This is a genomic window from Duganella margarita, assembly GCF_009857535.1.
Lineage (GTDB): Bacteria > Pseudomonadota > Gammaproteobacteria > Burkholderiales > Burkholderiaceae_D > Rugamonas > Rugamonas margarita.
This window is the reverse complement of sequence record NZ_WWCS01000003.1, coordinates 411,672-436,989: the sequence shown is the minus strand read 5'-3', so window position 1 is coordinate 436,989 and position 25,318 is coordinate 411,672. Positions and strand designations below refer to the sequence as shown.

At 63.2% G+C, this 25,318-nt stretch carries 25 protein-coding genes; 7 read left to right on the top strand and 18 right to left on the bottom strand.

The window, feature by feature from the left end:
• The 10 genes from ltaE to GTP55_RS30510 all read right to left on the bottom strand — a co-directional run bounded on the left by ltaE (position 1) and on the right by GTP55_RS30510 (position 8,336).
• Positions 1 to 1,011 carry a low-specificity L-threonine aldolase gene (ltaE, locus tag GTP55_RS06800; protein WP_161044166.1) on the bottom strand — a complete coding sequence of 337 codons (1,011 nt, stop codon included), beginning with the start codon at positions 1,009 to 1,011 and terminating at the stop codon, positions 1 to 3.
• Entirely contained in the window at positions 1,011 to 1,901 is an 891-nt protein-coding gene (locus GTP55_RS06795; RefSeq protein WP_161044165.1) for a class I SAM-dependent methyltransferase, read from the bottom strand. The genes ltaE and GTP55_RS06795 overlap by 1 nt, the downstream gene beginning before the upstream one ends.
• 9 nt (positions 1,902 to 1,910) lie before the next feature.
• Positions 1,911 to 2,252, bottom strand: coding sequence for an ISC system 2Fe-2S type ferredoxin (gene fdx / locus GTP55_RS06790; RefSeq protein ID WP_110849016.1), 342 nt, complete (start codon positions 2,250 to 2,252; stop codon positions 1,911 to 1,913).
• A gap of 110 nt (positions 2,253 to 2,362) precedes the next feature.
• Positions 2,363 to 4,243, bottom strand: coding sequence for a Fe-S protein assembly chaperone HscA (gene hscA, locus GTP55_RS06785; protein WP_161044164.1), 1,881 nt, complete (start codon positions 4,241 to 4,243; stop codon positions 2,363 to 2,365).
• A 60-nt stretch (positions 4,244 to 4,303) separates the two neighbouring features.
• Positions 4,304 to 4,819, bottom strand: coding sequence for a Fe-S protein assembly co-chaperone HscB (gene hscB, locus GTP55_RS06780; RefSeq protein ID WP_161044163.1), 516 nt, complete (start codon positions 4,817 to 4,819; stop codon positions 4,304 to 4,306).
• A 6-nt stretch (positions 4,820 to 4,825) separates the two neighbouring features.
• Positions 4,826 to 5,149: an iron-sulfur cluster assembly protein IscA gene (gene iscA / locus GTP55_RS06775; RefSeq protein WP_154358990.1), complete on the bottom strand. Its 324-nt coding sequence runs from the start codon at positions 5,147 to 5,149 to the stop codon at positions 4,826 to 4,828.
• 101 nt (positions 5,150 to 5,250) lie between these two features.
• Complete coding sequence (gene iscU, locus GTP55_RS06770; protein ID WP_110849020.1) at positions 5,251 to 5,643, bottom strand: Fe-S cluster assembly scaffold IscU; 393 nt, start codon at positions 5,641 to 5,643, stop codon at positions 5,251 to 5,253.
• Between the two features lie 25 nt (positions 5,644 to 5,668).
• Positions 5,669 to 6,925 carry an IscS subfamily cysteine desulfurase gene (locus GTP55_RS06765; RefSeq protein ID WP_161044162.1) on the bottom strand — a complete coding sequence of 419 codons (1,257 nt, stop codon included), beginning with the start codon at positions 6,923 to 6,925 and terminating at the stop codon, positions 5,669 to 5,671.
• A gap of 38 nt (positions 6,926 to 6,963) precedes the next feature.
• Entirely contained in the window at positions 6,964 to 7,443 is a 480-nt protein-coding gene (gene iscR, locus GTP55_RS06760) for a Fe-S cluster assembly transcriptional regulator IscR (protein ID WP_110849022.1), read from the bottom strand.
• Positions 7,444 to 7,559: 116 nt separating this feature from the next.
• Positions 7,560 to 8,336: a uracil-DNA glycosylase family protein gene (locus GTP55_RS30510; RefSeq protein ID WP_229257768.1), complete on the bottom strand. Its 777-nt coding sequence runs from the start codon at positions 8,334 to 8,336 to the stop codon at positions 7,560 to 7,562.
• A gap of 116 nt (positions 8,337 to 8,452) precedes the next feature.
• Here GTP55_RS30510 and GTP55_RS06750 point away from each other — a divergent pair, with 116 nt between their 5' ends.
• Entirely contained in the window at positions 8,453 to 9,505 is a 1,053-nt protein-coding gene (locus tag GTP55_RS06750) for a S41 family peptidase (RefSeq protein ID WP_161044161.1), read from the top strand.
• Here the strand turns inward: GTP55_RS06750 and GTP55_RS06745 are convergent.
• The 4 genes from GTP55_RS06745 to GTP55_RS06730 all read right to left on the bottom strand — a co-directional run bounded on the left by GTP55_RS06745 (position 9,437) and on the right by GTP55_RS06730 (position 13,044).
• A complete protein-coding gene (locus tag GTP55_RS06745; RefSeq protein ID WP_161044160.1) occupies positions 9,437 to 10,744 on the bottom strand; it encodes a glucoamylase family protein in 1,308 nt (435 codons plus the stop codon). The genes GTP55_RS06750 and GTP55_RS06745 overlap by 69 nt on opposite strands.
• A 97-nt stretch (positions 10,745 to 10,841) precedes the next feature.
• Positions 10,842 to 11,486: a maleylacetoacetate isomerase gene (gene maiA, locus GTP55_RS06740; RefSeq protein WP_161044159.1), complete on the bottom strand. Its 645-nt coding sequence runs from the start codon at positions 11,484 to 11,486 to the stop codon at positions 10,842 to 10,844.
• A complete protein-coding gene (locus tag GTP55_RS06735; RefSeq protein WP_161044158.1) occupies positions 11,486 to 12,508 on the bottom strand; it encodes a fumarylacetoacetate hydrolase family protein in 1,023 nt (340 codons plus the stop codon). Before GTP55_RS06735 ends, maiA begins: the two co-directional genes overlap by 1 nt.
• Positions 12,505 to 13,044, bottom strand: a complete 540-nt coding sequence (locus tag GTP55_RS06730; protein WP_161044157.1) for a VOC family protein — start codon at positions 13,042 to 13,044, stop codon at positions 12,505 to 12,507. Before GTP55_RS06730 ends, GTP55_RS06735 begins: the two co-directional genes overlap by 4 nt.
• 87 nt (positions 13,045 to 13,131) lie before the next feature.
• Here GTP55_RS06730 and GTP55_RS06725 point away from each other — a divergent pair, with 87 nt between their 5' ends.
• The 3 genes from GTP55_RS06725 (at position 13,132) to GTP55_RS06715 (ending at position 15,311) form a co-directional block, all read left to right on the top strand.
• The gene (locus GTP55_RS06725) at positions 13,132 to 14,046 is read left to right on the top strand and encodes a LysR family transcriptional regulator (protein WP_161044156.1); all 915 of its coding nucleotides are present in this window, start codon (positions 13,132 to 13,134) and stop codon (positions 14,044 to 14,046) included.
• Between the two features lie 99 nt (positions 14,047 to 14,145).
• Positions 14,146 to 14,697 (top strand): NAD(P)H-dependent oxidoreductase, encoded by a 552-nt coding sequence (locus GTP55_RS06720; protein WP_161044155.1) that lies wholly within the window; start codon positions 14,146 to 14,148, stop codon positions 14,695 to 14,697.
• A 44-nt stretch (positions 14,698 to 14,741) separates the two neighbouring features.
• Positions 14,742 to 15,311: a gamma-glutamylcyclotransferase gene (locus GTP55_RS06715; protein ID WP_161044154.1), complete on the top strand. Its 570-nt coding sequence runs from the start codon at positions 14,742 to 14,744 to the stop codon at positions 15,309 to 15,311.
• On the opposite strand, the gene GTP55_RS06710 is transcribed toward GTP55_RS06715, so the two are convergent.
• A complete protein-coding gene (locus GTP55_RS06710; RefSeq protein WP_161044153.1) occupies positions 15,303 to 16,460 on the bottom strand; it encodes a PA0069 family radical SAM protein in 1,158 nt (385 codons plus the stop codon). The genes GTP55_RS06715 and GTP55_RS06710 overlap by 9 nt on opposite strands.
• A gap of 173 nt (positions 16,461 to 16,633) precedes the next feature.
• Here GTP55_RS06710 and GTP55_RS06705 point away from each other — a divergent pair, with 173 nt between their 5' ends.
• The 3 genes from GTP55_RS06705 to GTP55_RS06695 are packed head-to-tail and all read left to right on the top strand — an operon-like array spanning position 16,634 to position 21,992.
• Positions 16,634 to 17,221 (top strand): DUF2760 domain-containing protein, encoded by a 588-nt coding sequence (locus GTP55_RS06705; protein ID WP_161044152.1) that lies wholly within the window; start codon positions 16,634 to 16,636, stop codon positions 17,219 to 17,221.
• A complete protein-coding gene (locus GTP55_RS06700; RefSeq protein ID WP_161044151.1) occupies positions 17,218 to 19,065 on the top strand; it encodes an Hsp70 family protein in 1,848 nt (615 codons plus the stop codon). The genes GTP55_RS06705 and GTP55_RS06700 overlap by 4 nt, the downstream gene beginning before the upstream one ends.
• 2 nt (positions 19,066 to 19,067) lie before the next feature.
• Positions 19,068 to 21,992 carry an Hsp70 family protein gene (locus GTP55_RS06695; protein ID WP_161044150.1) on the top strand — a complete coding sequence of 975 codons (2,925 nt, stop codon included), beginning with the start codon at positions 19,068 to 19,070 and terminating at the stop codon, positions 21,990 to 21,992.
• Here GTP55_RS06695 and GTP55_RS06690 read toward each other — a convergent pair.
• From GTP55_RS06690 to tssA, 3 genes are all read right to left on the bottom strand, one after another.
• A complete protein-coding gene (locus tag GTP55_RS06690) occupies positions 21,976 to 22,602 on the bottom strand; it encodes a tRNA-uridine aminocarboxypropyltransferase (RefSeq protein ID WP_161044149.1) in 627 nt (208 codons plus the stop codon). The two genes, GTP55_RS06695 and GTP55_RS06690, sit on opposite strands and share 17 nt — an antisense overlap.
• Before the next feature lie 20 nt (positions 22,603 to 22,622).
• Positions 22,623 to 24,350: a methyl-accepting chemotaxis protein gene (locus GTP55_RS06685; protein ID WP_161044148.1), complete on the bottom strand. Its 1,728-nt coding sequence runs from the start codon at positions 24,348 to 24,350 to the stop codon at positions 22,623 to 22,625.
• Between the two features lie 101 nt (positions 24,351 to 24,451).
• A complete protein-coding gene (gene tssA, locus GTP55_RS06680; RefSeq protein WP_161044147.1) occupies positions 24,452 to 25,312 on the bottom strand; it encodes a type VI secretion system protein TssA in 861 nt (286 codons plus the stop codon).
• Between the last annotated feature and the right edge of the window lie 6 nt (positions 25,313 to 25,318).

Sequence of the window (25,318 nt, the reverse complement as noted above, 5' to 3'; positions counted from 1 at the left end):
TTATCCAAAGAAGTCTCCAAACACGGTGATGGCGCGGTCGATGTCGTCGCGCGACGCGTCCATGTGGGTGACGATGCGCAGGCGCGGCGCCATCGACACGCGGATACGCGTCAGTTCCAGCACATCGCTCAGACCCTGCTGAACAAATTGCGGAATGTCGACATAGAAGATATTGGTCTGTGGCGTGCTGACCTTGAGGCCGCGCATCTTCGCCAGCTCACCGGCGAAGTAGGCAGCGTTGTCATGATCTTCGGCCAGACGCGGGATGTTGTGCTCCAGCGCGTACAGGCCTGCGGCCGCAATGACGCCGGTCTGGCGCATGCCGCCGCCCAGCATCTTGCGCCAACGCTTGGCTTCCTTGATCAGCGGCTTGGTACCCAACAGGACCGAGCCGACCGGCGCGCCGAGCCCTTTGGACAGGCACACGGACACCGAGTCGAAGCCTTTGACAATCGCGCGCGGGCTCACACCCAGCCTGACCGCCGCATTGCAGACGCGCGCGCCGTCAAGGTGCGTGGCCAGGCCGCGATCGTGCGCCAGCGTGGTTGCCTGCTGCACGTATTCCATCGGCAGCACGCGGCCGTTGATGGTGTTCTCCAATGCCAGCAGCTTGGTGCGGGCGAAATGGAAATCATCCGGCTTGATGTACGAGGCGATATCGTCCAGCGCGATGCTGCCGTCGGCCTGATTGATGATCGGCTGCGGCTGGATGCTGCCCAACACCGCAGCGCCGCCGCCTTCGTAGCGGTAGGTATGGGCTTCCTGGCCGACCAGGTATTCGTCGCCACGGCCGCAGTGCGCCAGCAACGCCAGCAGATTGCTCTGCGTGCCGGATGGCGCGAACAGCGCATCTTCAAAGCCGAACAAATCGGCTGCATATTCCTGCAGGCGATTGACGGTGGGATCGTCGCCGTAGACATCGTCGCCCACTTCGGCGACGTTCATGGCAGCGCGCATGGCGGCGCTGGGACGCGTGACGGTGTCACTGCGCAGGTCGAGCCAATTCTCCATTACGCTACCTCTTCTTCGGCGAAGAAACGGGTGTTCATCTCTTGCAGGCCAACCGTCTCCAGCACCTCTTTCAGGCGTTCGGACGGACGCTTGCGCGGCAGGTTTTTGTAGGTGGCGATGATCAGTTCATTCTTCATCGAGTGCTCCCAGCCTACCAGTTCGGTCACGGTGACGTCGTAGCCATGTGCTTCCAGTTGCAGGCAGCGCAGCACGTTGGTGATCTGGCTGCCGAATTCACGGGTGTGAATTGGGTGGCGCCAGATTTCGGTCAGCGCGGACTTGCCCAGCGACTGGCCTTTGTTCTTCTTCAGGACCGAAGCCACTTCGGCCTGGCAGCACGGCACCAGCACGATGTGTCTGGCCTTCTTCTTCAGCGCGAACTGGATGGCGTCATCGGTCGCCGTGTTGCAGGCGTGGAGCGCGGTGACGACGTCGATCTGCTCCGGCAGCAGCTTCGATTCCGTGGACTCGGCCACCGACAGCGGCAGGAAGGACATGCCGGGAAATTCAAACTGCTTGGCCAGTTCCTGCGAACGCGCCACCAGCTCTTCGCGCGTCTCGATACCGTAGATATGCGAATCGTTCTGCAGCGCCTTGAAGAACAGGTCGTAGATGATAAAACCGAGGTAGGACTTGCCGGCGCCGTGATCGACCAGCGACACGTTGTCCTTCTTGGCCAGCACTTCCTTCAGCAGCGGCTCGATAAACTGATACAGGTGATAGACCTGTTTCAGCTTGCGGCGGCTATCCTGGTTCATCTTGCCGTCGCGCGTGAGGATGTGCAGTTCCTGTAACAGAGCTACGGTCTGGCCTTCGCGGATCTCGGGCATGTTGTCGGCGCTGGTGACGGTGGCGCCGATCTTCTGGACGGGTTTCTTGGGCTGCTTCATCGCTTGGTCTCAGTGACCGCCTTCGCTCGCGTGATTGATGGTGTACTTAGGAATCTCGACGACCAGGTCTTCGTCCGCCACCACGGCCTGGCACGACAGGCGTGACACGGCTTCCAGGCCCCAGGCTTTATCCAGCAGGTCTTCTTCGGTTTCGCTGGCTTCGTTGAGCGAATTGAAACCTTCGCGCACCAGCACGTGGCAAGTGGTGCAGGCGCAGGATTTTTCGCAGGCGTGCTCGATGTGGATGTCATTCTCCAGCATGATGTCGCACAGCGTCTTGCCGGCTGGGGCGTCGATTACGGCGCCGTCCGGGCACAGTTTTGCGTGGGGCAGGAATACGATTTGTGGCATGGTTAAAGCTCTCTGTTAGCCCCACCGTCGCTCCCGCGGAAGCGGGAGCCCATAGGGCGCGATTCAATGTACTCGGCATGGATTCCCGCATGCGCGGGAACGACACGCGGTTAAACTACCTGGTCCAGCGCTTTGCCTGCCAGCGCGCTGCGCACGCTGCGGTCCATACGACGCGACGCAAATTCTTCAGTGCCGTGGGCCAGTGCTTCCACCGCCGCTTTCACGGCCAGATGGCCCACCGCGCCGGTTTGCGATTGCGCGACGATGTCGCGGGTGTGTGCCATGACGGCATCGACGGCGGCGCGCTCTTCGTCCGACAGCAGCGCCGCGTCTTCGTCCAGCGCCGCCTGGGTCGCCAGCAGAATGCGTTCCGCTTCCACCTGTTCTTCACGCAGCGCACGCGCCTTCATGTCGACATCGGCCGACGCGTGCGACTCCATCAGCATGCGCGCGACATCGTCATCGCCCAGGCCATACGATGGCTTGACGGTGATCGACGCCTCAACGCCGGAACGCAGTTCGCGCGCGGACACCGACAGCAAGCCGTCCGCATCCACCTGATACGTGATGCGGATGCGCGCAGCGCCGGCCGACATCGGCGGAATGCCGCGCAGCTCAAAGCGCGCCAGCGAACGGCAATCTGCCACCAGTTCACGCTCGCCTTGCAGCACGTGTACCGCCAACGCGGTCTGGCCATCCTTGAAGGTGGTGAACTCCTGCGCGCGAGCGCATGGAATGGTCGAATTGCGCGGGATGATTTTCTCTACCAGGCCGCCCATGGTCTCGATGCCCAGCGACAGCGGGATCACGTCCAGCAGCAGCCAGTCGTCGCCGGCTGCGCGGTTGCCCGCCAGCAGATTAGCCTGCACGGCGGCGCCCAGCGCCACCACCTTGTCCGGATCGATATTGGCGTGCGGCGTGGTGTGGAAATGCTCGCTTACCGCACGGTGCACGTGCGGCATGCGCGTGGCGCCGCCGACCATGACCACGCCATCGACGTCGTCCGCATCGACATTGGCGTCGCGCAGCGCTTTCTTGATGGCCTTCATGGTCTTGTCGATCAGGTGTTTGGTGATCTCCTGGAAGGTCTCGGCGGTGATGGTGATGTGCACCTGCTCGCCCGACTTCAGCGCGGCGTCCACCGTCACTTCGTCCTTGGTCGACAGCAGCTCCTTGGCTTCGCGCGCTTTCACCAGCAGCACGGCGGTGTCTTCGTCCGACAGCGGCGCCAGTTTCTCCTGCTGGTGAATATGGCAGAACAGGCGGTGATCGAAATCGTCGCCGCCCAGCGCGGAATCGCCGCCGGTGGCCAGCACTTCAAACACGCCTTTGCTCAACTTGAGGATCGAGATATCGAAGGTGCCGCCGCCCAGATCGTAGACGGCGTAGATGCCTTCCGAACCGTTATCCAGGCCGTAGGCGATGGCGGCCGCAGTCGGCTCGCTCAGCAGGCGCAGGACATTCAGGCCGGCCAGCTGGGCCGCATCCTTGGTGGCCTGACGCTGCGCGTCGTCAAAGTAAGCTGGCACGGTGATCACCGCGCCGACCAGGTCATCGCCCAGCGAATCTTCGGCGCGCTGGCGCAGCGTTGCCAGAATCTGCGCCGACACTTCGACCGGACTTTTTACGCCGGCGACGGTCTTCAGCTGCACCATGCCAGGCGTGTCCTGGAAATCGTACGGCAGGTTTTCCGCGTAGGCGATATCCGCCAGGCCGCGGCCCATGAAGCGCTTTACCGAGACGATAGTATTTTTCGGATCGGTGGTCTGCGCAGCCTGCGCCTTGTAGCCGATGTTGGCGTGACCGTTAGGCAGATAGCGCACCACCGACGGCAGCAGCGCGCGGCCGTCCTCGTCGTTCAGCACTTCTGGAATGCTGTTGCGCACAGTCGCCACCAGCGAATTGGTGGTGCCCAGATCGATACCCACCGCCAGCCGGTGCTGGTGCGGTGCGGTCGACATGCCTGGTTCGGAAATTTGCAGAAGTGCCATGGGTGAGACCTGTATTTTTATGTAATCAGCTGAGGCGGCGCCGGCATGCGGCGCCGGGCTTCAAGCTTCGATTGCTTCAAAGGCGAAGCGGACTTCTTCGCCGAATTTTTCGAGGAACATCAGCGCGCGCACGCCTTGTGCGGCGGCGGCGTAGTCGGCGGCGTTGATCTGCTGCTCGATCTGCGTCAGCTGTTCCTTGCGGGCGTTGCGCAGCTGCTTGTCGAGCGACTCCAGCGCGTCGCTGTCCTTGCCGGCGCGGGCGTCGCCAAGTTCTTCGCGCCACTCCATCTGCTGCATCAGGAAGGCCATCGGCATCGAAGTATTCGACTCGGTCTGCAAATCGACGCCAGCCAGCTCGCACATGTACTGCGCGCGCTTCTGCGGATTTTTCAGGGTCTGATAGGCTTCGTTGGCGCGGGTGGCCCACTGCATGGCGACGCGCTTTTCGGCGTCGGTGGCATTGACGAATTTGTCGGGATGGACGCGGCCTTGCACGTCGCGGTAAGCGCTGTCCAGCGCTACCGCGTCTACGGCAAACTGCAAAGGCAGGTTGAAGAGCTCAAAGTGATTCTGCATGACGGCTTAGACGCGGAAGCTTTCACCGCAACCGCAAGCATCTTTTTCGTTCGGGTTGTTGAACTTGAAGCCTTCGTTCAGACCTTCGCGGGCGAAGTCCAGCTCCGTGCCGTCGATGTACGGCAGGCTTTTCGGATCGACGAATACCTTCACGCCGTGCGATTCGAAGACGCTGTCTTCGTCGGTCACGTCGTCCACGTATTCCAGCTTGTAGGCCATGCCCGAGCAACCGGTGGTGCGCACGCCGAAGCGCAGACCGATGCCCTTGCCGCGGCGTTCGATGTAGCGGTTGATGTGTTTCGCTGCTTTTTCGGTCAGGGTGATTGCCATTTGATTCTCCGACGTCGTTCCCGCGAAGGCGCGAACCCATACTGATCGTCCGAAGTCGGCTCAGCATGGGTTCCCGCCTGCGCGGGAACGACATATGGTTATTACGCTGCTACGGTGGCGTGCTTGTTCTGGTAGTCCAGCACAGCGGCCTTGATGGCGTCTTCCGCCAGGATCGAGCAGTGGATTTTCACTGGCGGCAGCGCCAGTTCTTCGGCGATCTGGGTGTTCTTGATGGCCAGCGCCTGATCCAGGGTTTTGCCCTTGACCCATTCAGTCACCAGCGAGCTCGATGCGATCGCCGAACCGCAGCCGTAGGTTTTGAATTTGGCATCTTCGATCAGGCCATCGGCGCCGACCTTGATTTGCAGTTTCATGACGTCGCCGCAAGCTGGCGCGCCAACCATGCCGGTACCGACGCTGTCGTCGCCTTTTTCAAAGGCGCCAACGTTGCGTGGGTTTTCGTAGTGATCCAGTACTTGTTCCGAGTAAGCCATTTTGATGCTCCTGTATCTTGAAAAATTAGTGGGCTGCCCATTGGATCGAGCTGATGTCGATGCCTTCTTTGAACATATCCCACAGCGGCGACAGTTCACGCAGTTTGTGTACCTTGGACTTCATCAGTTCAATCGCGAAATCGATGTCGGCTTCGGTGGTGAAACGGCCGATGGTGAAACGGATCGAGCTGTGCGCCAGTTCGTCGCTACGACCAAGCGCGCGCAATACATAAGATGGTTCCAACGAGGCCGAAGTACAAGCGGAACCCGACGATACCGCCAGGTCTTTCACCGCCATGATCAGCGACTCGCCCTCAACGTAGTTGAAGCTGACGTTCAGGTTGTGCGGCACACGGTGGTCCATGTCGCCGTTGATGTAGGTTTCTTCGATCTCTTGCAGACCTTTGGCCAGGCGGTCGCGCAGCGCCTTGACGCGGGCGATTTCGCTGTCCATTTCCACTTTCGCCAGGCGGAAGGCTTCGCCCATGCCGACGATCTGGTGGGTTGGCAGCGTGCCCGAACGCAGGCCGCGCTCGTGGCCACCGCCGTGCATTTGCGCTTCGATGCGCACGCGCGGCTTGCGGCAGACGTACAGCGCGCCAATGCCTTTCGGGCCGTAGGTTTTGTGCGCGGTGAAGGTCATCAGGTCGACCTTGGTTTTTTGCAGGTCGATTACCACCTTGCCGGTCGCCTGGGCGGCGTCGCAGTGGAAGATGATGCCTTTCGAGCGGCACAGTTCGCCGATCGCGTCGATTGGCTGGATCACGCCGATTTCGTTGTTGACCAGCATGACCGAGATCAGGATGGTGTCCGGACGAATCGCGGCGGTCAGCTGCTCGATGGTGATCAGGCCGTTGTCTTGCGGTTCCAGGTAGGTCGCTTCAAAGCCCTGGCGCTCCAGTTCACGCACGGTGTCCAGCACAGCTTTGTGCTCGGTTTTCACGGTGATGATGTGCTTGCCCTTGGTTTTGTAGAACTGCGCCGCGCCCTTGATGGCCAGGTTGTTCGATTCGGTGGCGCCGGAGGTCCAGATGATTTCGCGCGGATCGGCATTGACCAGCGCGGCGACGTTGGCGCGTGCCTCTTCCACGGCTTTCTCAGCAGTCCAGCCATACATGTGGCTGCGCGAGGCCGGATTGCCGAACTGCTCGCGCAGGTACGGAATCATCGCATCGGCGACGCGCGGATCGATCGGCGTGGTGGCCGAATAGTCCATATAGATCGGGAAATGCGGCGCGGTCTGGAATTTCACGTCAGCGATGTTTTTTTCTGGGGCGTTCATCTGGTTACTCCGTTATCTATCCGTATGGGCACAGGGGCTTACACTGCGGCGTGGTTGCCGTTGCGGTGCATATGCACCACGTTCTGTGCCGCGTCCTTCTGCTTTTGTTGATCGACCAGATCCTGCAGTGAGACGGAATCCAGATAATCAACCATTTTTTCGTTCAGCGTGGCCCACAGCTCGTGGGTCATGCAGCGCACGCCGCTGGCGGCATCGGCGCCGTGACAGTTTTCCTTGCCGCCGCACTGCGTGGCGTCCAGCGGTTCGTCGACGGCGATGATGATGTCGGCGACGGTGACTTTATCGGCGCGGCGCGCCAGGCTGTAGCCGCCGCCCGGGCCGCGGATCGATTCGACGATTTCGTGGCGGCGCAGCTTGCCGAACAATTGCTCCAGGTAAGACAGTGAAATTGCCTGACGCTGGCTGATGCCGGACAGCGTGACCGGGCCCTTGCCTTGGCGCAACGCCAAGTCAATCATCGCAGTCACAGCAAAACGGCCTTTGGTGGTCAGACGCATCACTACCTCGGTTGGATTAAAATATCGACCTCATCGCCAATCACAAAGCCTGATTAGTTGATCGAATTAGTCAAGTATACCAAACTTTAATAAAGCTTGCTGGTCGGCCCTCGGTTTTAGCCCTGGAGCAGGCGCATCGGGCGGAACAAGTCGTGCATGGCCGCATTGCCGATGAAACTGAGGTTGTAAGGATGCTCGGCGACGATCTGCGGGAAATCTTTCATTACCGGCAACTTACTCAGCAACTCGGCGATTTTGCCCCACAGCACCATGGTCGGCACGGTGGTAGCCTGTTTTGCCAGGCCCGCCATCACGGTCTGGAAGAACGGCAGCCAGGCCTTGGCGTCCTTGACCGGCGCCACGTGGCTGCGAAACACCAGCGATGCGTTCAGCAGCAGGAAGCCCTGCTCGGTCAGCTTGCGCTGCATATCGGCCAGCGTCAGGATGTGGCTGCCGGCGCCGCTGCGCGCTTGGGCCGAGACGGCCGCCATGGCGTCGCCGGCGGTATTGCTCAGCTGAAGCTGGCCATCGGCCACCAGCAGCATCTTCATGAAATTGCGCAGCGAGGTGGCTTTGTTGACCGGTTTAGACAAGCCGCCACCCACTTCCTCCGACCACAGGCCGCCAACCGCCCCATCCATAAAACAGACGCCGGTGGCGCTCTCTGCTCGCGGATATGGTCCTTCGCCGACCAGTACATACTTCACCGAATTGAGCGGCAGTGCGAACGCGGCAAACAGGCGCTGCTCGGTTGGCAGGTACTGGTCCTGCGCCAGCTGCGGCAGATAGTCGGGGGTGGCGGCCATCATGGCTTCCAGCCCCTCGATCAGCAACGGGCGCCAGGAAACATCGGCGCGCTGCAGCGCCTCCAGGATGGTGCTTGGAATCGTCATGAAGAAAATGCTTTTGGGGAAAGGCGAGATTGTAACGCGCCAAGCTCCCCAATGGCACTTTCTGATGGGAAAGTGTTAATATAATTTTCGGACAAATGGCTTACTTTGAGGAATACATGGGTCGTCAACGCTGGATTGCCGCTGCGCTGCTGTTACTGATGACGGGCGCCGGCGCGCAGACTGCTACCGCCCCGGCGCTGGACGAGGCGCTGGACGCGCCGACGCGCGCGCACATCATCAACGAATATGCGCGCCGGCTGACCGAGCAGCACGTCGACGGTCCGCGCGCCAAGGCGGCGGCCGACGATCTGCGCAAGCGCCTGGCGCGCGGCGAGTATGACGAGCAGCTGACGGCGCGATCGCTGGCGGCGCGCGTCACCCGCGACCTGGCGGCGGTGGCGCCGGACCGGCATACGTATCTGGAATGGGTGCCGTATGACCTGGGCGACGAGCGCCAGCGTCCTGTGCCGCCGGCACAGTCGGCCGACAACTTCGGCCTGCGCCGCTTCGAAACGCTGGCCGACAACGTCGGCTACCTGAAAATCACCCGTTTCGGGCCGCTGGACCGGGCGTCCATCGAAGCGGCCGGCCGTTTTATGGCGCAGGCGGCCGACTGCCCTGCCCTGATCATCGACGTGCGGGACGCCGGCGGCGATGGGCAGGCGATGGCGGCGCTGCTGTCGAGCTATCTGCTGGTCGACCAGCGCAGCTATATTTTCCGGGACAAGCAACTGCACCTGCACGACCAGATCGACCGCGAGGGCCACGTGACGGCCGAGTACTGGACTACATCGGATCTGGCCGGCAAGCGCTTCGGCGGGTACAAGCCTTTGTACGTGCTGGTCAACGAGAAGACGAATGGCGCGGCCGAAGGCTTTGCCTACGATTTGCAGCAGTACGTGAAGCGCGCGGTAGTGGTCGGCGCGCCGACCTTGGGCGATGCGCGGGTCGGCCTTAAGCAGCGCATCTCGCGCCAGTTGCAAACCTCGATCGCCGTTACGCGCGCCAGCAACGTGATTACCCGCGCCAACTGGGAGAGCATGGGCGTTCAACCGGACCGCATGACCACGTCCGGCGCCGCGCTCGATACTGCACTGCAACTAGCCCGCGCCGCCATCCTCGTCCAGCCAGCCACCGGCAAAGCCCGCGCGGCGCAGTCCGCTCCGTAGCGCATCGTTCTGGCGCATCAGGCTCCACGGAAAATCGTGCAGGTGGTTTTCCACCATGATGACGGTCGGGCCTTCGTTAATGCCGAAGTGGTAGGGCGACACCCAGCGCCGGCCGCCGCGGCCGTGGTGAAACACGGTCGAGAACGAAGCCTTGAAGCCATACGGATTCTGCTCGCACAAATGCAGGCTTTGGTAATGCTCGATACTGGGCAGAACGATCTCCGGCGCGAACGGCAGCGACGCCGCCACCGCCCACGGCGCCAGCGTGCCGTCGTCCGGGCCGTACGGCGCGCCGCGTCCCACATAGTCATAAAACTTGCGCTGGATGCCGTCGATCTTGCGGGTGGCCGGGCCGGGTCCGTCGCTGGCCGTGATGCCCCAGCACAGTTCGCCATAGTCCGGAAAGCCGAGCGGGTTGTCGATGGCGTAGCGCTGTTGTACATGGGCCGCGCGGCGGCTGTTCTCGAAATAATCGAGGTCATGCGCGCGCATGAAATCGTCGCGGATGCCGCGCAGGTCCAGCCAGATGTGCGACATCTGGTGGATGAACAGCGGCCCGGCATACAGGTAGTCGATGCCGTAGACCGACTTCCATTCATAGGTGCTGGACCAGGCGTCGTAGCTGTCGCGCTCGATTGGGAAGGTCGGCGAGCCCAGCGCCAGCACGTACAGGATCAGGGCTTCATCGTAGCCTTCCCAATGCCAGCGCAGGAACCCTTTGCCGGGTTTCCAGCCGTGACACATCAGGCGTTTGCGGCGGCACATCCAGCGCCAGTCGACGCGGCGGTACAGCAGGTCGGCCAGTGCGCGGATCTCGCGCTCCTCGGGCGTGTCGGCGCTGAAATAACCGGCGGCGGTCAGCATGCCGGCGATCAGCAAGGCGGTGTCGATGCTGGACAGCTCGCAGTCCAGCACGCGCTGGCCGCTGTTCATGTCGAGGAAGTGGTAATAGAAACCCTTGTAGCCGGTGGCGGTCGGCGAATCGCTCTGTTCGCTGGCGGCGAAGAAGCGCAGCGTGGTCAGCGTGCGCGCGACTGCATCCTCACGCGGCATGCAGCCGCGCTCGACGCCGATCGGGTACACCGTCAGCGCCATGCCGACGGCGGCAATGCTGGCCGGCCAGTCATCGGCGGTCTTGTCGCGCACCAGGCCGTTGAGCGGATTAAACTCGCTCAAGAAATAATTGAACGAGTCTTTTTGCATTGAATGCAGCAGAGCCTGCGAGTCGCCGGAAGTCATGTGTAATCTGCTTGATGCCAAAAGCTGCATCTTGGCATAGGGGACTCAGCCGGTATGTGCCTTAGCGTACCAACCGTGCCAAGCCAACCGAAGGCGGCTATTCGGCGTCCGGCTGCTGCGCAGGATGTGCCTGCTGGAAAGCGGGCAACTCGTTGCAGGCGGCGTGGATGCGGGCGATGGTCGGGTACGGCGCCAGATCGACGCCGAAGCGCCGGGCGCTGAAGACTTGCGGCACCAGGCAGCAATCGGCCAGCGTCGGCGCGTCTCCGTGACTGTAGCGGCCGGTGCACGGGTCGGTCGCCAGCAAGGATTCCAGCGCGGACATTCCGGTGCGCAGCCAGTGCTGCTGCCACGAGAGTTTGACGTCGTCCGGCACCGCGAGTTCCCCGGTCAGGTATTTGAGCACGCGCAGGTTGCCGAGCGGGTGGGTGTCGGCCGCGACCGTCAGCGCCAGCGAGCGCACGCGGGCACGGCCGGCAGGATCGGACGGCAGCAGCGGCGCTTGCGGCTGGGTTTCTTCCAGATATTCGATGATGGCCAGCGATTGGCCGATGACGTTGCCGTCGTCTTCCAGCGCCGGCAGCAGCATGGCCGGGTTGACGGCGCGGTAGGCGTCGCTCAGCTGTTCGCCGCCGTTGCGCAGCAGGTGCACCGGCGCGGCATCGTAGGGGATTCCCTTGAGGTTGAGCGCGATGCGCACGCGGTAGGCGGCCGAGCTGCGGAAGTAGGTGTAAAGCTTCATCAGCCGCGCTCCTGGTACGGGGTGACGGTTTGTTCGATGGCGCCGAAAATGCTTGCGCCCTGATCGTCTTTCATCTCGATGCGCACGCTGTCGCCGAATTTGAGGAAGTCGGTTTGCGGCTTGCCGGTCTCGATGGTTTCGTACATGCGCACTTCGGCCAGGCAGCAGTAGCCGACGCCGCCGTTGGCGATGCTCGATCCGTGCAGGCCGCCCTGCTTGTTGGACACGGTGCCGGAGCCGATGATGGTGCCGGCCGCCAGCTCGCGCGTGGCGGCAGCATGCGCCACCAGTTGGCCGAAGTTGAAGGTCATATCTTCGCCAGCGTTGGGCTTGCCGAATGGCTGGCGGTTCAAATCGACCAGCAGCGGCAGGTGTAGCTTGCTGTCGGCCCAGTGCGCGCCGAGTTCGTCCGGCGTAACCGCCACCGGCGAGAAGGCGCTGGCCGGCTTGGACTGGAAGAAGCCGAAGCCTTTCGCCAATTCATTCGGAATCAGGTTGCGCAGCGAAACGTCGTTGACCAGCATCACCAGGCGGATGGCTTGCGCGGCGTCCGCCGGCGTGGCGCCCATGCGGACGTCGCCGGTGATAACCGCCACTTCAGCTTCCAGGTCGATGCCCCACGCTTCGGACAGCGCGTAGATCGGATCGCGCGGGCCGACGAAACTGTCCGAGCCGCCCTGATACATCAGCGGGTCGGTGTAGAACGAGGCCGGCACGTCCGCATTGCGCGCCTTGCGCACCAGCTCAACGTGGTTGATGTAGGCCGAGCCATCCGCCCATTGATAGGCGCGCGGCAGTGGCGAGTGGCATTGCTGCTGGTCGAACGGCTTGGCATCGATGGCCTCGCCGCTGTTCAGCGTGGCATAGACCTGTTGCAGGCGCGGCGCGACCAGTTCCCAATTGTCGAGCGCATGTTGCAGCGTGGCGGCAATCTTCGGCACATGCTGGTAGTGCGACAAGTCGCGGCTGACCACCACCAGGCGGCCATCGCGGCTGCCGTCCTTTAACGTGGCCAGCTTCATGCGTGGTCTCCGGCCGGCGCGTGCATCCAGGCCGCGTGCGCCGGCGCTTTCCTGGTTTGCGACCACTCTTCCAGCATCGCCCATTTGACGTCGTCCAGCTTCTGCATCATTTCCGGCGTGGCAGTATTGCAGGCCAGTTCAAGGCGATGGCCGTTCGGATCAAAGAAGTAGATCGATTTGAAGATGGTGTGATTGACCGGGCCGATGACGTCGATGCCGGCAGCGACCAGGCGCTCCTTGGCGGCCAGCAGTTCATCCATGCTCTCGACCTCCATCGCCAGGTGCTGCACCCAGGCGGGCGTGTTCTGGTCGCGGCCCATGTCCGGCTGGGTCGGCAGTTCGAAGAAGGCCAGCACGTTGCCGTGGCCGGCGTCCAGGAACACGTGCATATATGGGTCCGGCGCCTTGGTGGATGGCACTTCGTTTTCGGCGATCGCCAGCACAAAGTCCATATTCAGGTGTTTGACATACCACTCGACGGTTTCTTTGGCGTCTTTGCAGCGGTAAGCAACGTGGTGTATCTGTTTGATTTTCATAGCTGTCTCCATCTTGATGTCCGCATTAGATGCCAGATTCAGATATCATGCAAATCGTATTTATAACGTCATTTATCAGAATTTCCCATGAATCCCAGCCTGCGACAAATGCGCGCCCTGGTGGCGCTGGCCAAGACCGGCAGCTTCACCCTGGCCGCCGACCATCTGAGCGTGACGCAATCGGCGCTGAGCGGCCAGATCAAGGAGCTGGAGCAGCTGCTGGGCATGCGCGTGGTCGAGCGTACCACGCGCAAGACCCAGCTTTCCGAGCTCGGCCGCGAACTCTATCCGCTGTTCGACAAGATGCTGCACGACCTCGACCGTGCCATGGCCGACATCGCCAGTCGAAAGGCGCTCAAGCAGGGTTCGGTCCGGGTGGCTGCGCCGCAGATGCTCTCCTGCACCATGATGCCGGAAGTGATTGCCGCCTACCGCGCCCGCCATCCCGAGGTGCAGGTGCGGCTGACCGACTGCCCGTTGGAGCAGGTGTCGGCGCGCGTCTTTAGCGGCGAAGTCGACTTCGGCATCGGCCCCGAGCGCGACGCTACCGCCGAGATCGAAGCGCAGGCGCTGTTTGAAATGCCCTTCGTCGTGGTGTACCCCGACGGGCACGAACTGGACCAGCGCAAGCGCATCACCTGGAGCGACGTCAACCGCTACCCCTTCATATCACTGCAAGGCCAGTTCACCGAACGGCTGTTGCGCGATGTTCACGTTTCTTTCAGGGAACTTTCGCTCAGTCCGCACAATGAGGTGACCTTCATGACCACCGCGCTGGCGATGGTGCATGCGCGCCAGGGCGTCACTGTTTGCCTGCCCTACGCCGAGAAAATGGTGCAGCTTTATGGCCTGAAAATGCGGCCGCTGGCGGCGCCGGCGCTAACCCGGCGTTTCTTCATTTACCGCCGCAACGCCCGCGCGCTGTCGCCGGCGGCCGAGAGTTTTGCCGCTTTTCTGCACGAATTTATCGCTGCACATGAGTGGAACCGGCCATTGTCTTAATCACCAAATATTACGACACTTACAATTCCTTTCAATTAGGAAAGGCTAATTGCCACAAATCTATTGTGGAAGCGGTTTCTCTCTGTGTATGCTTCATTGATGAATATTTTGCACATTGACTCCTGCGCCTTGGGCGACAATTCCACCTCCCGCCAGATCACGCTGGCGGCCATCACCGCATTGACTGCGGCGAACGAACAGGCCACCGTCCTGTACCGCGACCTTGCTGCGTCGCCGCTGTCGCACGCCAGCGGACCACTGCTGCAAGTCATCAGCCAGCGCTGGGACGCCGAGATTCCGATGAATGCCGAACTGCGCGCCGAAGCCCTGCAAAGCGCCTCGCTGCTGCAGGAATTCCAGGAAGCCGACGTGGTGGTGCTGGGCGCCCCCATGCACAATTTTTCCGTGCCGTCGACGCTGAAAGCCTGGCTCGACCGCCTGCTGGAACTGCATACCGCCACCGGCCAGGGCCTCGCCGATCCTCACCTGATCCTGGTCACTTCCGGCTGCGCCGTGATGGGCTTGCAGACCGAAGCGGAACTGGTCGGTCAACACGAATTGCTGCTCAAAGCAGCCTTCGATTTCATGGGCGTGCGCCGCCTGCGCGTGGTACGCCAACTGGCCGATCTGCCAGCAGCACTGGCGCTTTAACACGCGCGCGGATGTTAGCGCTACCGCTGTTTTATAATAGCGGCATGACTGCGGACACCATCGCCATCAATCAATTGATGGACAAGTTTGACGGCCATCACAGCGTTTGGCTGTTTGGCTACGGCTCCTTGATTTACAAGGCGGACTTCCCCTACCTGCAACGTCGGCCGGCCAGCATCGCCGGCTGGACGCGGCGCTTCTGGCAAGGCTCGCACGACCACCGCGGCACGCCGGAAGCGCCGGGCCGCGTGGTCACACTGATCGAAGAACCGGGCGCTATCTGCCACGGCATGGCCTACCTGATCACGCCGGAAGTGTTTACCCATCTGGACCACCGCGAAAAAAACGGCTACCTGCGGCTGCCCCTGTCCATTACCTTTGAAGACCAGAACGAAGTCGAAGGCCTGGTCTACATCGCCACGCCGGACAACACCGCCTTCCTCGGCGCCGCCTCCGAGCAGGAGATAGCGGCCCATATCGCCGGCGCGGCCGGCCCCAGCGGCCCGAACAGCGATTACCTCAACCACCTGGCCAGCGCCCTGCGCGAACTGGGCCGCCACGACCAGCACGTATTCGAGATCGAACGCCACCTGGCTGCGCTGCAATCAAAATAAATCCAGCTGTCCCGCATCGGCCGCCGCCTTGGCGCGCGCGCCCAGCGGTGGCACCACCAGCGGCCGGGTGAACTGCGACGCGTCCATGTGGTGGAAGCGGCTGCCGTGGCCGGTCAGCCCGAGCCGCTCCGAGGCGATCTTGACGCGCTGGCGTATCAGTTCAGCCCACACGCCCTCGCCCTTCATGCGGGTGTCAAAGTTGCTGTCGTAGTCTTTGCCGCCGCGCATTTCACGGACGCGGTTCATCACCCGCTGCGCCCGCTCGGGGAAATGCGCTTGCAGCCATTCCTTGAACAGCGGCGCCACTTCCCACGGCAGCCGCAGCACCGTGTAGTGCGCGCTGATGGCGCCGGCCTCCTTGACCGCCTCCAGTATCCGCTCGATGTCCGGCTCGGTAATGAAGGGGATGATCGGCGCGATGCTGACCGCCACTGGAATGCCGGCGTCGGTCAGCGTGCGTATCGTGCGCAGGCGGCGCGCCGGGGCCGCCGCGCGCGGCTCCAGCGTGCGGGCGATGGCCGGGTCCAGCGTGGTCAGTGTAATGGCGACGCCGGCCTGCTGCCTGGCGGCCATCGCCGACAGGATGTCGATATCGCGTTCGATCAGTGAATTCTTGGTGATCAGGCCCACCGGATGCTGGCATTCCTGCAGCACTTCCAGCACGCGGCGCGTCAGCTTGTACTGGCGTTCGCACGGCTGGTAGGCGTCCGTATTGACGCCGAGCGCGATCGACTGCGGCTCGTAGCCCGGCTTGGCCAGCTCGCGCCGCAGCATTTCCGGCGCATTGACCTTGGCGAAGATCTTGCTCTCGAAGTCCATGCCGGGAGACAGCCCCAGATAGCTGTGCGTAGGCCGCGCAAAACAATAGATACAGCCATGTTCGCAACCGCGATACGGATTGAGCGACACGCTGAACGGCAAATCCGGCGACGCATTGCGGCTGAGGATGGATTTGCAGATTTCCTCGGTGACGTGGGTTTTCCATGGACGCTCCTCTTCTTCTTCACGCTCCCATCCATCGTCATAGGCTTCGCGCGCGTTGAGTTCGTAACGGCCCTGCATATTGGACACCGCGCCACGCCCTTTTTGCGCCTTGAGCGAAGGCGGCGGCAGCATTATCTGCTCCTGGTTGTTTTCATCATGGGACATGGCATCGCTCGAAATACTGTATATATACACAGTATATTAGACCTTCACGGCCGCCATATCAAGTGAAATCCGCTTGCATCCTTGGGGAGCGCCGGGGCAAGCTGGTATCATGCCGGGCTTCGCCCCAGCGCGCGCCCAGCGCAGCGCTCGGCACCCTTACAGTGAGCCACAACATGAATAATTCGAGCCAACCTCTGCCGTCTTTCTTCAGCCGGATTTCCATCGCCATTGGCGCCTTCTTCCGCGCGCTGTCCGACGCCGACTATGCTGCGCGCCTGGCGCGCATTGACGATGCGCCGCAACCAGCGGCCGCACCGGTCGCCCCACCTGCGCCTGCGCCGGCGCCGGCCCCTGCTCCAGCACCGGTCACGCTGCGCGTCGCCACGCCGGACGCCGCCCTGCAACTGCTGTCGCTGTTTCAGCGCGAAGCGCGCCTGATCGACTTCACCCAGGAAAACCTGAGCGCCTATTCCGACGCTGACATCGGCGCCGCCGCGCGCGTGGTGCACGAAGGCTGCGCCAAGGTGCTGAAAGAGCACTTCACGATCCAGCCGATCCGCAGCGAGGCGGAGGGCAGCCGGGTGGAACTGCCGGAAGGCTTCGACGCCGCCGCCGTGCGCCTGACCGGCAACGTGGTCGGCAAGGCGCCGTTCCGCGGCACGCTGAGCCACCGTGGCTGGCGTTCGGCCGAAGTACGTCTGCCGAAACTGGCGGAAGCCCATGACGCGGCCATCCTGGCGCCGGCGGAGGTGGAATTATGAGCGACCCGCGTTACGCCATCGGCATCGACCTTGGCACCACGCACAGCGCGCTGTCGTATGTGAATCTGCAAGCCAGCGAAGGCGAAAAGACCGAGCACGGCGTGCTGGCGATTCCGCAACTGACCGCACCGGGGACCATCGAAGAACTGCCGCTGCTGCCGTCCTTCCTGTACCTGCCGCACGCCGACGAACTGGCGCCCGGCGAGAACAACCTGCCGTGGCAGCAAAGCGCCGAAGAACTCACCGGCGTGGCCGGCGAAATGGCGCGCAGCCGTGGCGCCACCACGCCGATCCGCCTGGTGTCGAGCGCCAAGAGCTGGTTGAGCCATCCCGGCGTCGACCGCCGCTCCGCGCTGCTGCCGAACGACGCGCCGGAAGAAGTCACGCGCGTGTCGCCGCTGGAAGCCTCAACCCGTTACCTGAGCCACCTGCGCAAGGCGTGGGAACAGGCCTACCCCGATGCGCCGTTCGGCGAACAGGCGGTAACGGTGACGATTCCTGCATCCTTCGATCCGGGCGCGCGCGAACTGACCGCCGACGCGGCACGCGCCGCCGGCTACACTAATCTCACGCTGCTGGAAGAACCGCAGGCCGCGCTATACAGCTGGATTCAAGGCAGCGAAGGCCGCTGGCGCAAGGAAGTCAAGCCTGGCGACATTATCCTGGTAGTGGACGTGGGCGGCGGCACCAGCGACTTTTCGCTGATCGCCGTGCTGGAACGCGACGGCGTGCTGGAACCGCACCGCATCGCGGTCGGCGACCACATTCTGCTGGGCGGCGACAATATGGACCTGGCGCTGGCGCATCTGGTGGCGCGCAAGCTGGCCGCCGCCGGCACGCAGCTGGACGCGTGGCAGATGCGCGCACTCACCTACGGCTGCCGCACCGCCAAGGAAAAGCTGCTGGCCGATGCCACCATCGCCACCTGGCCGATCGTGGTGCCGAGCCGTGGCTCCAAGCTGATTGGCGGTTCGATCCGCACCGAGTTGACGCGCGATGAAGTGACGACGTTTATTCTCGATGGCTTCTTCCCGCAAGTGGAAGCTGCCGCGCGTCCGGCCGTGCGCACCCGCGCGGGCCTGACGCAGCTTGGCCTGCCGTATGCGCAGGACGCCGGCATCACGCGCCATCTGGCCGCGTTCCTGGCGCGCCAGCTGGGCGCCACGGCGGAACTGGAAGGCTACGCCGGCAAGCAAAACGCCGATGCGACCTTCCTGCATCCGACCGCGGTGCTATTCAACGGCGGCGTGTTCAAGTCGGATCTGCTGGCACAGCGCATCATGGGCACCCTCAACGACTGGCTGTACCTGGAAGGCGCGGAACCTGCGCGCATGCTGGGCGGCGCGGATCTGGATCTGGCGGTGGCGCGCGGCGCGGCTTACTACAGCTACGTGCGACGTGGCAGTGGCGTGCGCATTCGCGGCGGCACGGCGCGTTCTTATTACGTGGCGATTGAGTCGGCTATGCCGGCGATTCCCGGCATGGAACCGCCGATTCAGGCGCTGTGCGTGGCGCCATTCGGCATGGAAGAAGGCAGCGAGATCGAATTGCCTAATCAGGAGTTTGGACTGGTGGTGGGCGAGCCGGTGCAGTTCCGCTTCTTCGGTTCATCGGTGCGACGCCAGGACCAGATTGGCGATTTGCTGGACTTCTGGGGTCCGGATGAGCTGATCGAGATGAACGAGATTCAGGCCAATCTGTCGCCGGAAGGCCGTCAGGCTGGCGATGTGGTGCAGGTCCGCTTGCATGCGATGGCGACGGAATCGGGCACGCTGGAACTGGCCGCCGTGGCCAACGATGGCCAGCGCTGGAAGGTGGAGTTTGACGTTCGTTCCGCCGCCTGAGCATGAGCAAGTACGTCGTCAGCATCGACCTGGGCACCACCAATACGGTGATGGCCTTTGCGGAAGCCGGCAGTGCGCAGATCCAGTTGTTCGAGATCGAGCAGTTGATCGCGCCCGGCGAGGTTGGTGCGGCGGCGTTGCTGCCGTCCTTGCGCTATCACCCTGCTGCCGGCGAGTTGGCGGATGGCGAGTTGCAGCTGCCATGGCGCGCGGATGACGTAGCCGGATTGTCGCAGGTGGTCATCGGCCGTTTGGCGCGCAAGCTGGGGTCACAGGTGCCGGGGCGGCTGGTGGCTAGCGCCAAGAGCTGGTTGTCGCATCCGCAGGTCGATCGCATGGCGCCGATTCTGCCGTGGGGCGCGGAGGCCGATGTGACCAAGGTGTCGCCGGTGGCGACCAGCGCATCGTATCTGGCGCATCTGCGCAGCGCGTGGAATGCGCGCTTTCCGGCGCATCCCCTGGAAGGGCAGCAGATTGTTTTAACCATTCCGGCATCGTTTGACGAAGGGGCGCGGGCATTGACGCTGGCAGCGGCGCGCATGGCCGGCTTGTCGTCCTTGCGATTACTGGAAGAACCGCAGGCAGCGTTTTACGACTGGCTGTTCCGCCAACGCGCCACGCTGACCGAGGAACTGGCGGAGACGCGCCTGGTGCTGGTATGCGACGTTGGCGGCGGCACCACGGACTTCAGTCTGATGAAGGTCGACATCGTCGACGGCCAGCCGGCCATCAGCCGCATCGGCGTCGGCAATCACCTGATCCTCGGCGGCGACAATATGGACCTCGCCCTTGCCCATCTGGTCGAAGCACGCATGGCCGGTGGCGCAGCGGGCAGCAACGCCGCATCGGCAGGCGCCAGCGCATCAGCGGGCGGCAGCGCGGCAGCAAGCGGCAATGCGCAGCCGCATGCCAAGCTGTCCGCCAGCCGCCTGTCGCAACTGGCGGAACGCTGCCGCGCGGCCAAGGAGCTGCTGTTGGCGGCCGACGCGCCGGAGCGCACCACCGTCACGCTGCTGGGCGCCGGTGCGAAGCTGATCGGCGGCTCCCGCTCCGCCGACCTGACGCGCGAGGAAGTTTCTGCGCTGGTGGTGGACGGCTTCTTCCCCCTCAACGAACAACAGGCACCAGCCAAGCGCGGACGCGGCGCCATCGTGGAATTCGGCCTGCCCTACGCCAGCGATGCCGCCATCACGCGCCACCTAGCCGACTTCCTGCGCCAACATGCCGGCGCCACGCGCGAAGCCCTCGGCCTGCCCGCCGACAGCACCACGGTGCCGATCCCGGACACGCTGCTGCTCAACGGCGGCGTGTTCCGCGCCGACGCGCTGGCACGCCGGCTGGAAGCCACACTGGCCGGCTGGCGCCAACAGCCACTGCGCATCCTGCACAACGACAATCCCGACGTCGCGGTCGCCCGTGGCGGCGTGGCCTATGCATTAGGCCAATCGGGGCAGGCACCGGTGATTGGCGGCGGCTCAGCGCGCAGCTACTTCCTGCTGCTGGACGACGCCACGCATCCTGACCAGCCACGCCGCGCCGTCTGCATCCTGCCGCGCGGCGCCGCCGAAAACCGCGAAATCCTGCTGGCCGACCGCACCTTCGCGCTGCGCCTCGGCCGGCCGGTGCGCTTCCACCTCGCGTCCTCCACCGCCGACGCGCCACAAGCCGGCGACGTGGTCACGCTGCAACCGGACGAGTACGTCCAACTGCCGCCCATCGCCACGGTGCTGCGCGACAGCAGCAGCGCCGACGCACGCAAGGAGATCCCGGTGCAGCTGGCGACCTCGCTCAGCGAAGTCGGCACGCTGGAGGTCCATTGCGTCGCCAGGGACGATGCGCAACGCTGGCTGCTGGAGTTCCAGCTGCGCGGCGAAGCCACCACCGAAGCCCCGTCGGACGAAGCGCCGATGCCCGCAGGCCTGGCCGCCGCCATCGACAAGATCGACCGCATCTTCGGCAGCCGCGCGCTGCAAGTCGACATCAAGGAAGTGAAGCAGTTGCGCGCTCAACTGGAACAGCTGCTGGGCAGCCGCGAAAGCTGGCCGACACCGCTGCTGCGCCGCCTGTTCGACGCGCTGCTGGAACGCGCCAAAGGTCGCCGCCGTTCATCCGAGCACGAACGCGCATGGCTCAATCTCAGCGGCTACTGCCTGCGTCCCGGCTTCGGCCACACGCTGGACGAATGGCGCGTCGAAAAACTGTGGGCGATGTTCGACACCGGCATCCAGCATCACAAGGACAGCCAGGTCTGCGCCGAATGGTGGACGCTGTGGCGCCGCGTCTCCGGCGGCTTGAGCGTGGAAGCGCAACTACGCGTGCTGGACGATTTCGCCTTCAACGTGCAGGCCGATGCGGCGGAACGCGGACGCCGTCCCGTCACGCTGGTCAACGGTAGCGAGGAAGATATGCTGCGCCTGGGCGCTTCGCTGGAACGCATCCCCGGCAACTACAAAGCCGAAATCGGCGCGTGGATGCTGGACCAGCTACACAAAGCCAGCAGGGCCGCCGGCAAAGCCGCCGCCAATAAAACCCGCACCGGCGCGGCCGACCTGGCCAAGGCCGAAGCCACGCAAGGCCGCTTCCTGTGGGGCCTGAGCCGCGTCGGAGCGCGCCAGCCATTCCACGGCAGCGCACACGATGTAGTGGAAACGCCGGTCGTCGAACAATGGCTGGACGCGGTGCTGTCGCTGGACTGGAAGAAGGTGGAGCCGGCCGGCTTTGCAGCCGCCCATCTGGCGCGCATGACCGGCGACCGTTCGCGCGACATCAACGACACGCTGCGCGCCGAGGTGCTGCGCCGACTGCAAGGCATTGGCGCGCCGGCCAACTGGAGCGCCATGGTGCGCGAAGTGGTGCAGCTGGACCAGGCCGACGAAAAGCGCATGCTGGGCGACGCACTGCCGCCTGGCCTCAAACTGATCGCGTAACGTAACTGGCCTGCTGCGCGACAAAGCCATCGAAGGCGTCGATCAGCGGATTGTATTTGTTTATATCGTTTTCCAGTTGCGCCAGCGCGTAGACGGTGGCTTCCAGCGTCGACAGCTGGTCTGGCAAATGCGCCTTGCGGATCAGGTAGTGCGACGGCGGCGTGTCGCGCAGCGGCAGGCGTGGCAAAGTTTGCAGCAGCGGGTTCAGATACAGCATCTTGCGGCTCTTGCGCCAGGTGCCGTCCAATACCACCAATCGCAGCGGCTCGCGTAGCCAGGCGTCGTCAAACGGCTGCGGCCTGGCAAGTCCGAGCGATGCGTCTTCCGTGTTGGGATACAGCAGCACGTTGCGGCGCTCGGGCGACAGTAGCGCTTGCAGTTGCGCCTGACCGAAGCTCTCTCCGACTTCCAGGCGGCTGCTGGCCAGACATAGATGCAGCAGCCGCGCGCTGCCTTTGGCATTGCTGACTTCCATTGGGTGTTGAAGGATCAGCACTTCCACGTGATTGGGTAGCACTGTGACCCAGCGGCAGATGCAGGTCTGCTGTGGGCGCAGGCACGCGGCGCATAAGGCGCGCCGCGCGGCTGGTAAGGAACTGGCGGTATTCATACCCGCCATTGTATCGCGGCTTAGAACTCTTCCCAGTCCGACTCGCCGGTGGTGACGGCTTTGCGCGGAGCAGCCCGCGCTGGCGCGGATGCAGCGCCCACCGCCGGCGCGGCGCGTTTTACCGGCGCCGCCACGGCCGCCGTACGGCGAGGCAGTGCAGCAGCACGCACCGGCGCGCGCGGCAAGGCCGGCGCCGATGGTGCATACGACGCATCAAGCTTGAACACGCTGACCACATCCGCCAGCTTGGCCGACTGCTCCTGCATCGATTCCGCCGCCGCTGCGGCTTCCTCCACCAGCGCGGCATTCTGCTGGGTCACCTGATCCATCTGCGTGATCGCATCGTTGACCTGCGCGATGCCGATGCTCTGCTCTTCGCTGGCATTGCTAATCTGCGTCATGATCTGCGTGACGCGGCTGATGCTCTGGACGATTTCCTCCATCGTCTGGCCGGCCTTGTCCACCAGCTCGGAGCCGATCTGCACCTTCTGCACCGAATCGTCGATCAGGCTCTTGATGTCCTTGGCGGCCGACGCGGAGCGCTGCGCCAGATTGCGCACTTCTGACGCCACCACCGCGAAGCCACGTCCCTGCTCACCCGCGCGCGCCGCTTCCACTGCCGCGTTCAACGCGAGAATATTGGTCTGGAATGCGATGCCATCGATGACCGAAATAATGTCCACAATCTTGCGCGACGAATCGTTGATCGATCCCATGGTGCTCACCACTTCGCCCACTACCGAGCCGCCACGACTGGCGATTTCCGACGCGTTGATCGCCAGTTCATTCGCTTGTCGCGCGTTCTCCGCGTTGAAGCGCACGGTGGACGTCAGCTCTTCCATCGACGAAGCGGTTTCCTCCAGCGAGCTGGCTTGCTCCTCGGTGCGCGAAGACAGATCCTGATTGCCGGCGGCGATTTCCGTGGACGCCGTCGCGATCAAATCCGTGCCATTGCGCACCTGGCCGACGATGTTCACCAGATTGGTGTTCATGGTTTTCAGCGCATGCATCAACTGGCCGGTTTCATCGCTGCTGTTGACCTGGATGTCGCTGGTCAGATCGCCCGACGATACCGTCTCCGCGACCTTCAGCGCAGCATTAATCGGCTGCGTGATGGTGCGCGTGATCCACCACGCGGCGACCACCCCCATCACAATCGCCGCCAGCCCAAGCATGATGAGCAGCGCGCGTCCGCTGCGGTATTGCTGTTGAATCTCGGCGGCCGACTCGTCCAGCAACGCAGCCTGCTTATCGACGAAGTTTTTCAGCGCGCCCAGATACTGGATGCGGCTTTGGGTCATCTCGCCTTCATAGATTTTGGTGGCCCTTTCCAGGTCGCCGGCGTTCTTGGCGGCGAAGACCGCCTTGCGGAATTCGGTGTAGGCCTTGCGCGTGTCCAGCACTTGCTTGAACAGCGGCTTGAGTCGGTCATCGTCGATGGTCGACCCAATCTGATCCTGGATCTGCGTGGCGCGGCCGGACGATTCGGCCATCAGCGCCTCCAGCTTTTTCTGATCGGCCGGATCGCGCACCATGAAAGCGCCTGTGGTGCGGGCGGCGTTGACTTCGATGATCTTGCCCCATTCGGCGGTCAGACGCTCATCGCGGATCTTCACGTTGATCATCTCATCGGTCTTGTCACTGGCGCTGCTCAGACGCAGGATGCCTATCGAAGTCATCGCAACCAGGAGTAACAAAATGAGCGAAAAACCGAAGCCGAGGCGCGTACCAATCTTGAGATTATTCATAGCCAACTCCCTCGCTAAAAGTCTGGATTGTTCAATTCATGCTAGCACTAATCCTCCGCGATAAGTAGCATTAAAGAAATATTCGGCATTGCGCCGCAGCATTATTCGACGGTCTTCGGCACGGCCAGCAACTCATCCATTCCGGCCAGGATAGCGGGATCCCTGATAACGCTTCTCAACCACAGATGCAGCGGCATCTCCCCCCAGCTTGCTGCGCGGTCGGCCAGGTAGGCGACCGGACTATGCGGCTCGGTGCGGCGAAAGAAATCCGCTACGAGACGCAGCTGTTGCAAGGCCTGTGTTCGATTCTGCAAGCCAGTGTCGGTTTGTGTGACAGCGTTACCAAGAGTGGCTTGGCCAGCGTCGGCAACCATGACAGCATTGCCAAACGGCGCCAGGCTGCCGATCACCGCCTGCACCGCATCCTTGGCCGGCGTAAAGCCGGGGCCGTCTGCGCCTAGTTGCGTATCTACCACGCGTTCCAGCGCAATCAGGCTGGCAAGGCAGTATTCCGCATCGCTTAACTGGGGTTTTTCGGCCGCACATTCCAGTACCAGAGCCGGGGTGCGGGCAAGCAGCCAGAACAGGTTGCCGATGCGCTGATCATAGTCGCCGTCATCGACTAACGGATACAAATCGGTCCAGTACATGTCGCATAAGCCGGCCAGCAGCGCGAAGCCGTCACCCAGACCGCGCAGGCCGCGCGTCTTGGCCAGGGCTTCGGCCAGCCAGGCGGCCAGGCGCAAGTCCTTGCTGCGGGTGGCGATCATGTCGGCGCAGCGCGCGGCCACCAGCGGCCAGTCTGCTTCCTTCAGCGTGGTGGCCCATTCGCCCTGGTCCAGCGAGGGATCGTCGTACTGGCGCGCTTGCGCGATCTCGTCGACCTCCTTGCTGAACGACAGGTCCTGGCCGCAGCGCTGTTCAGCGCTGACTGGTTGCAGCAGTTGCGCTACGTTCAACATGGTCGC

Excerpts from the sequence above, each read along its gene's own strand:
- maiA (WP_161044159.1), bottom strand. The coding sequence starts at position 11,486 with ATGAAGCTTTACACCTACTTCCGCAGCTCGGCCGCCTACCGCGTGCGC.
- GTP55_RS06685 (WP_161044148.1), bottom strand. The coding sequence starts at position 24,350 with ATGAATAATCTCAAGATTGGTACGCGCCTCGGCTTCGGTTTTTCGCTC.
- GTP55_RS06720 (WP_161044155.1), top strand. The coding sequence starts at position 14,146 with ATGAATATTTTGCACATTGACTCCTGCGCCTTGGGCGACAATTCCACC.
- fdx (WP_110849016.1), bottom strand. The coding sequence starts at position 2,252 with ATGCCACAAATCGTATTCCTGCCCCACGCAAAACTGTGCCCGGACGGC.
- tssA (WP_161044147.1), bottom strand. The coding sequence starts at position 25,312 with ATGTTGAACGTAGCGCAACTGCTGCAACCAGTCAGCGCTGAACAGCGC.
- hscA (WP_161044164.1), bottom strand. The coding sequence starts at position 4,243 with ATGGCACTTCTGCAAATTTCCGAACCAGGCATGTCGACCGCACCGCAC.
- GTP55_RS06730 (WP_161044157.1), bottom strand. The coding sequence starts at position 13,044 with ATGAAAATCAAACAGATACACCACGTTGCTTACCGCTGCAAAGACGCC.
- GTP55_RS06700 (WP_161044151.1), top strand. The coding sequence starts at position 17,218 with ATGAGCGACCCGCGTTACGCCATCGGCATCGACCTTGGCACCACGCAC.
- hscB (WP_161044163.1), bottom strand. The coding sequence starts at position 4,819 with ATGCAGAATCACTTTGAGCTCTTCAACCTGCCTTTGCAGTTTGCCGTA.
- GTP55_RS06705 (WP_161044152.1), top strand. The coding sequence starts at position 16,634 with ATGAATAATTCGAGCCAACCTCTGCCGTCTTTCTTCAGCCGGATTTCC.
- GTP55_RS06710 (WP_161044153.1), bottom strand. The coding sequence starts at position 16,460 with ATGTCCCATGATGAAAACAACCAGGAGCAGATAATGCTGCCGCCGCCT.
- GTP55_RS06725 (WP_161044156.1), top strand. The coding sequence starts at position 13,132 with ATGAATCCCAGCCTGCGACAAATGCGCGCCCTGGTGGCGCTGGCCAAG.
- iscA (WP_154358990.1), bottom strand. The coding sequence starts at position 5,149 with ATGGCAATCACCCTGACCGAAAAAGCAGCGAAACACATCAACCGCTAC.
- GTP55_RS06695 (WP_161044150.1), top strand. The coding sequence starts at position 19,068 with ATGAGCAAGTACGTCGTCAGCATCGACCTGGGCACCACCAATACGGTG.
- GTP55_RS06715 (WP_161044154.1), top strand. The coding sequence starts at position 14,742 with ATGACTGCGGACACCATCGCCATCAATCAATTGATGGACAAGTTTGAC.
- ltaE (WP_161044166.1), bottom strand. The coding sequence starts at position 1,011 with ATGGAGAATTGGCTCGACCTGCGCAGTGACACCGTCACGCGTCCCAGC.
- GTP55_RS06765 (WP_161044162.1), bottom strand. The coding sequence starts at position 6,925 with ATGAACGCCCCAGAAAAAAACATCGCTGACGTGAAATTCCAGACCGCG.
- iscR (WP_110849022.1), bottom strand. The coding sequence starts at position 7,443 with ATGCGTCTGACCACCAAAGGCCGTTTTGCTGTGACTGCGATGATTGAC.
- GTP55_RS06750 (WP_161044161.1), top strand. The coding sequence starts at position 8,453 with ATGGGTCGTCAACGCTGGATTGCCGCTGCGCTGCTGTTACTGATGACG.
- GTP55_RS06690 (WP_161044149.1), bottom strand. The coding sequence starts at position 22,602 with ATGAATACCGCCAGTTCCTTACCAGCCGCGCGGCGCGCCTTATGCGCC.
- GTP55_RS06795 (WP_161044165.1), bottom strand. The coding sequence starts at position 1,901 with ATGAAGCAGCCCAAGAAACCCGTCCAGAAGATCGGCGCCACCGTCACC.
- GTP55_RS06745 (WP_161044160.1), bottom strand. The coding sequence starts at position 10,744 with ATGACTTCCGGCGACTCGCAGGCTCTGCTGCATTCAATGCAAAAAGAC.
- GTP55_RS06735 (WP_161044158.1), bottom strand. The coding sequence starts at position 12,508 with ATGAAGCTGGCCACGTTAAAGGACGGCAGCCGCGATGGCCGCCTGGTG.
- iscU (WP_110849020.1), bottom strand. The coding sequence starts at position 5,643 with ATGGCTTACTCGGAACAAGTACTGGATCACTACGAAAACCCACGCAAC.
- GTP55_RS30510 (WP_229257768.1), bottom strand. The coding sequence starts at position 8,336 with ATGACGATTCCAAGCACCATCCTGGAGGCGCTGCAGCGCGCCGATGTT.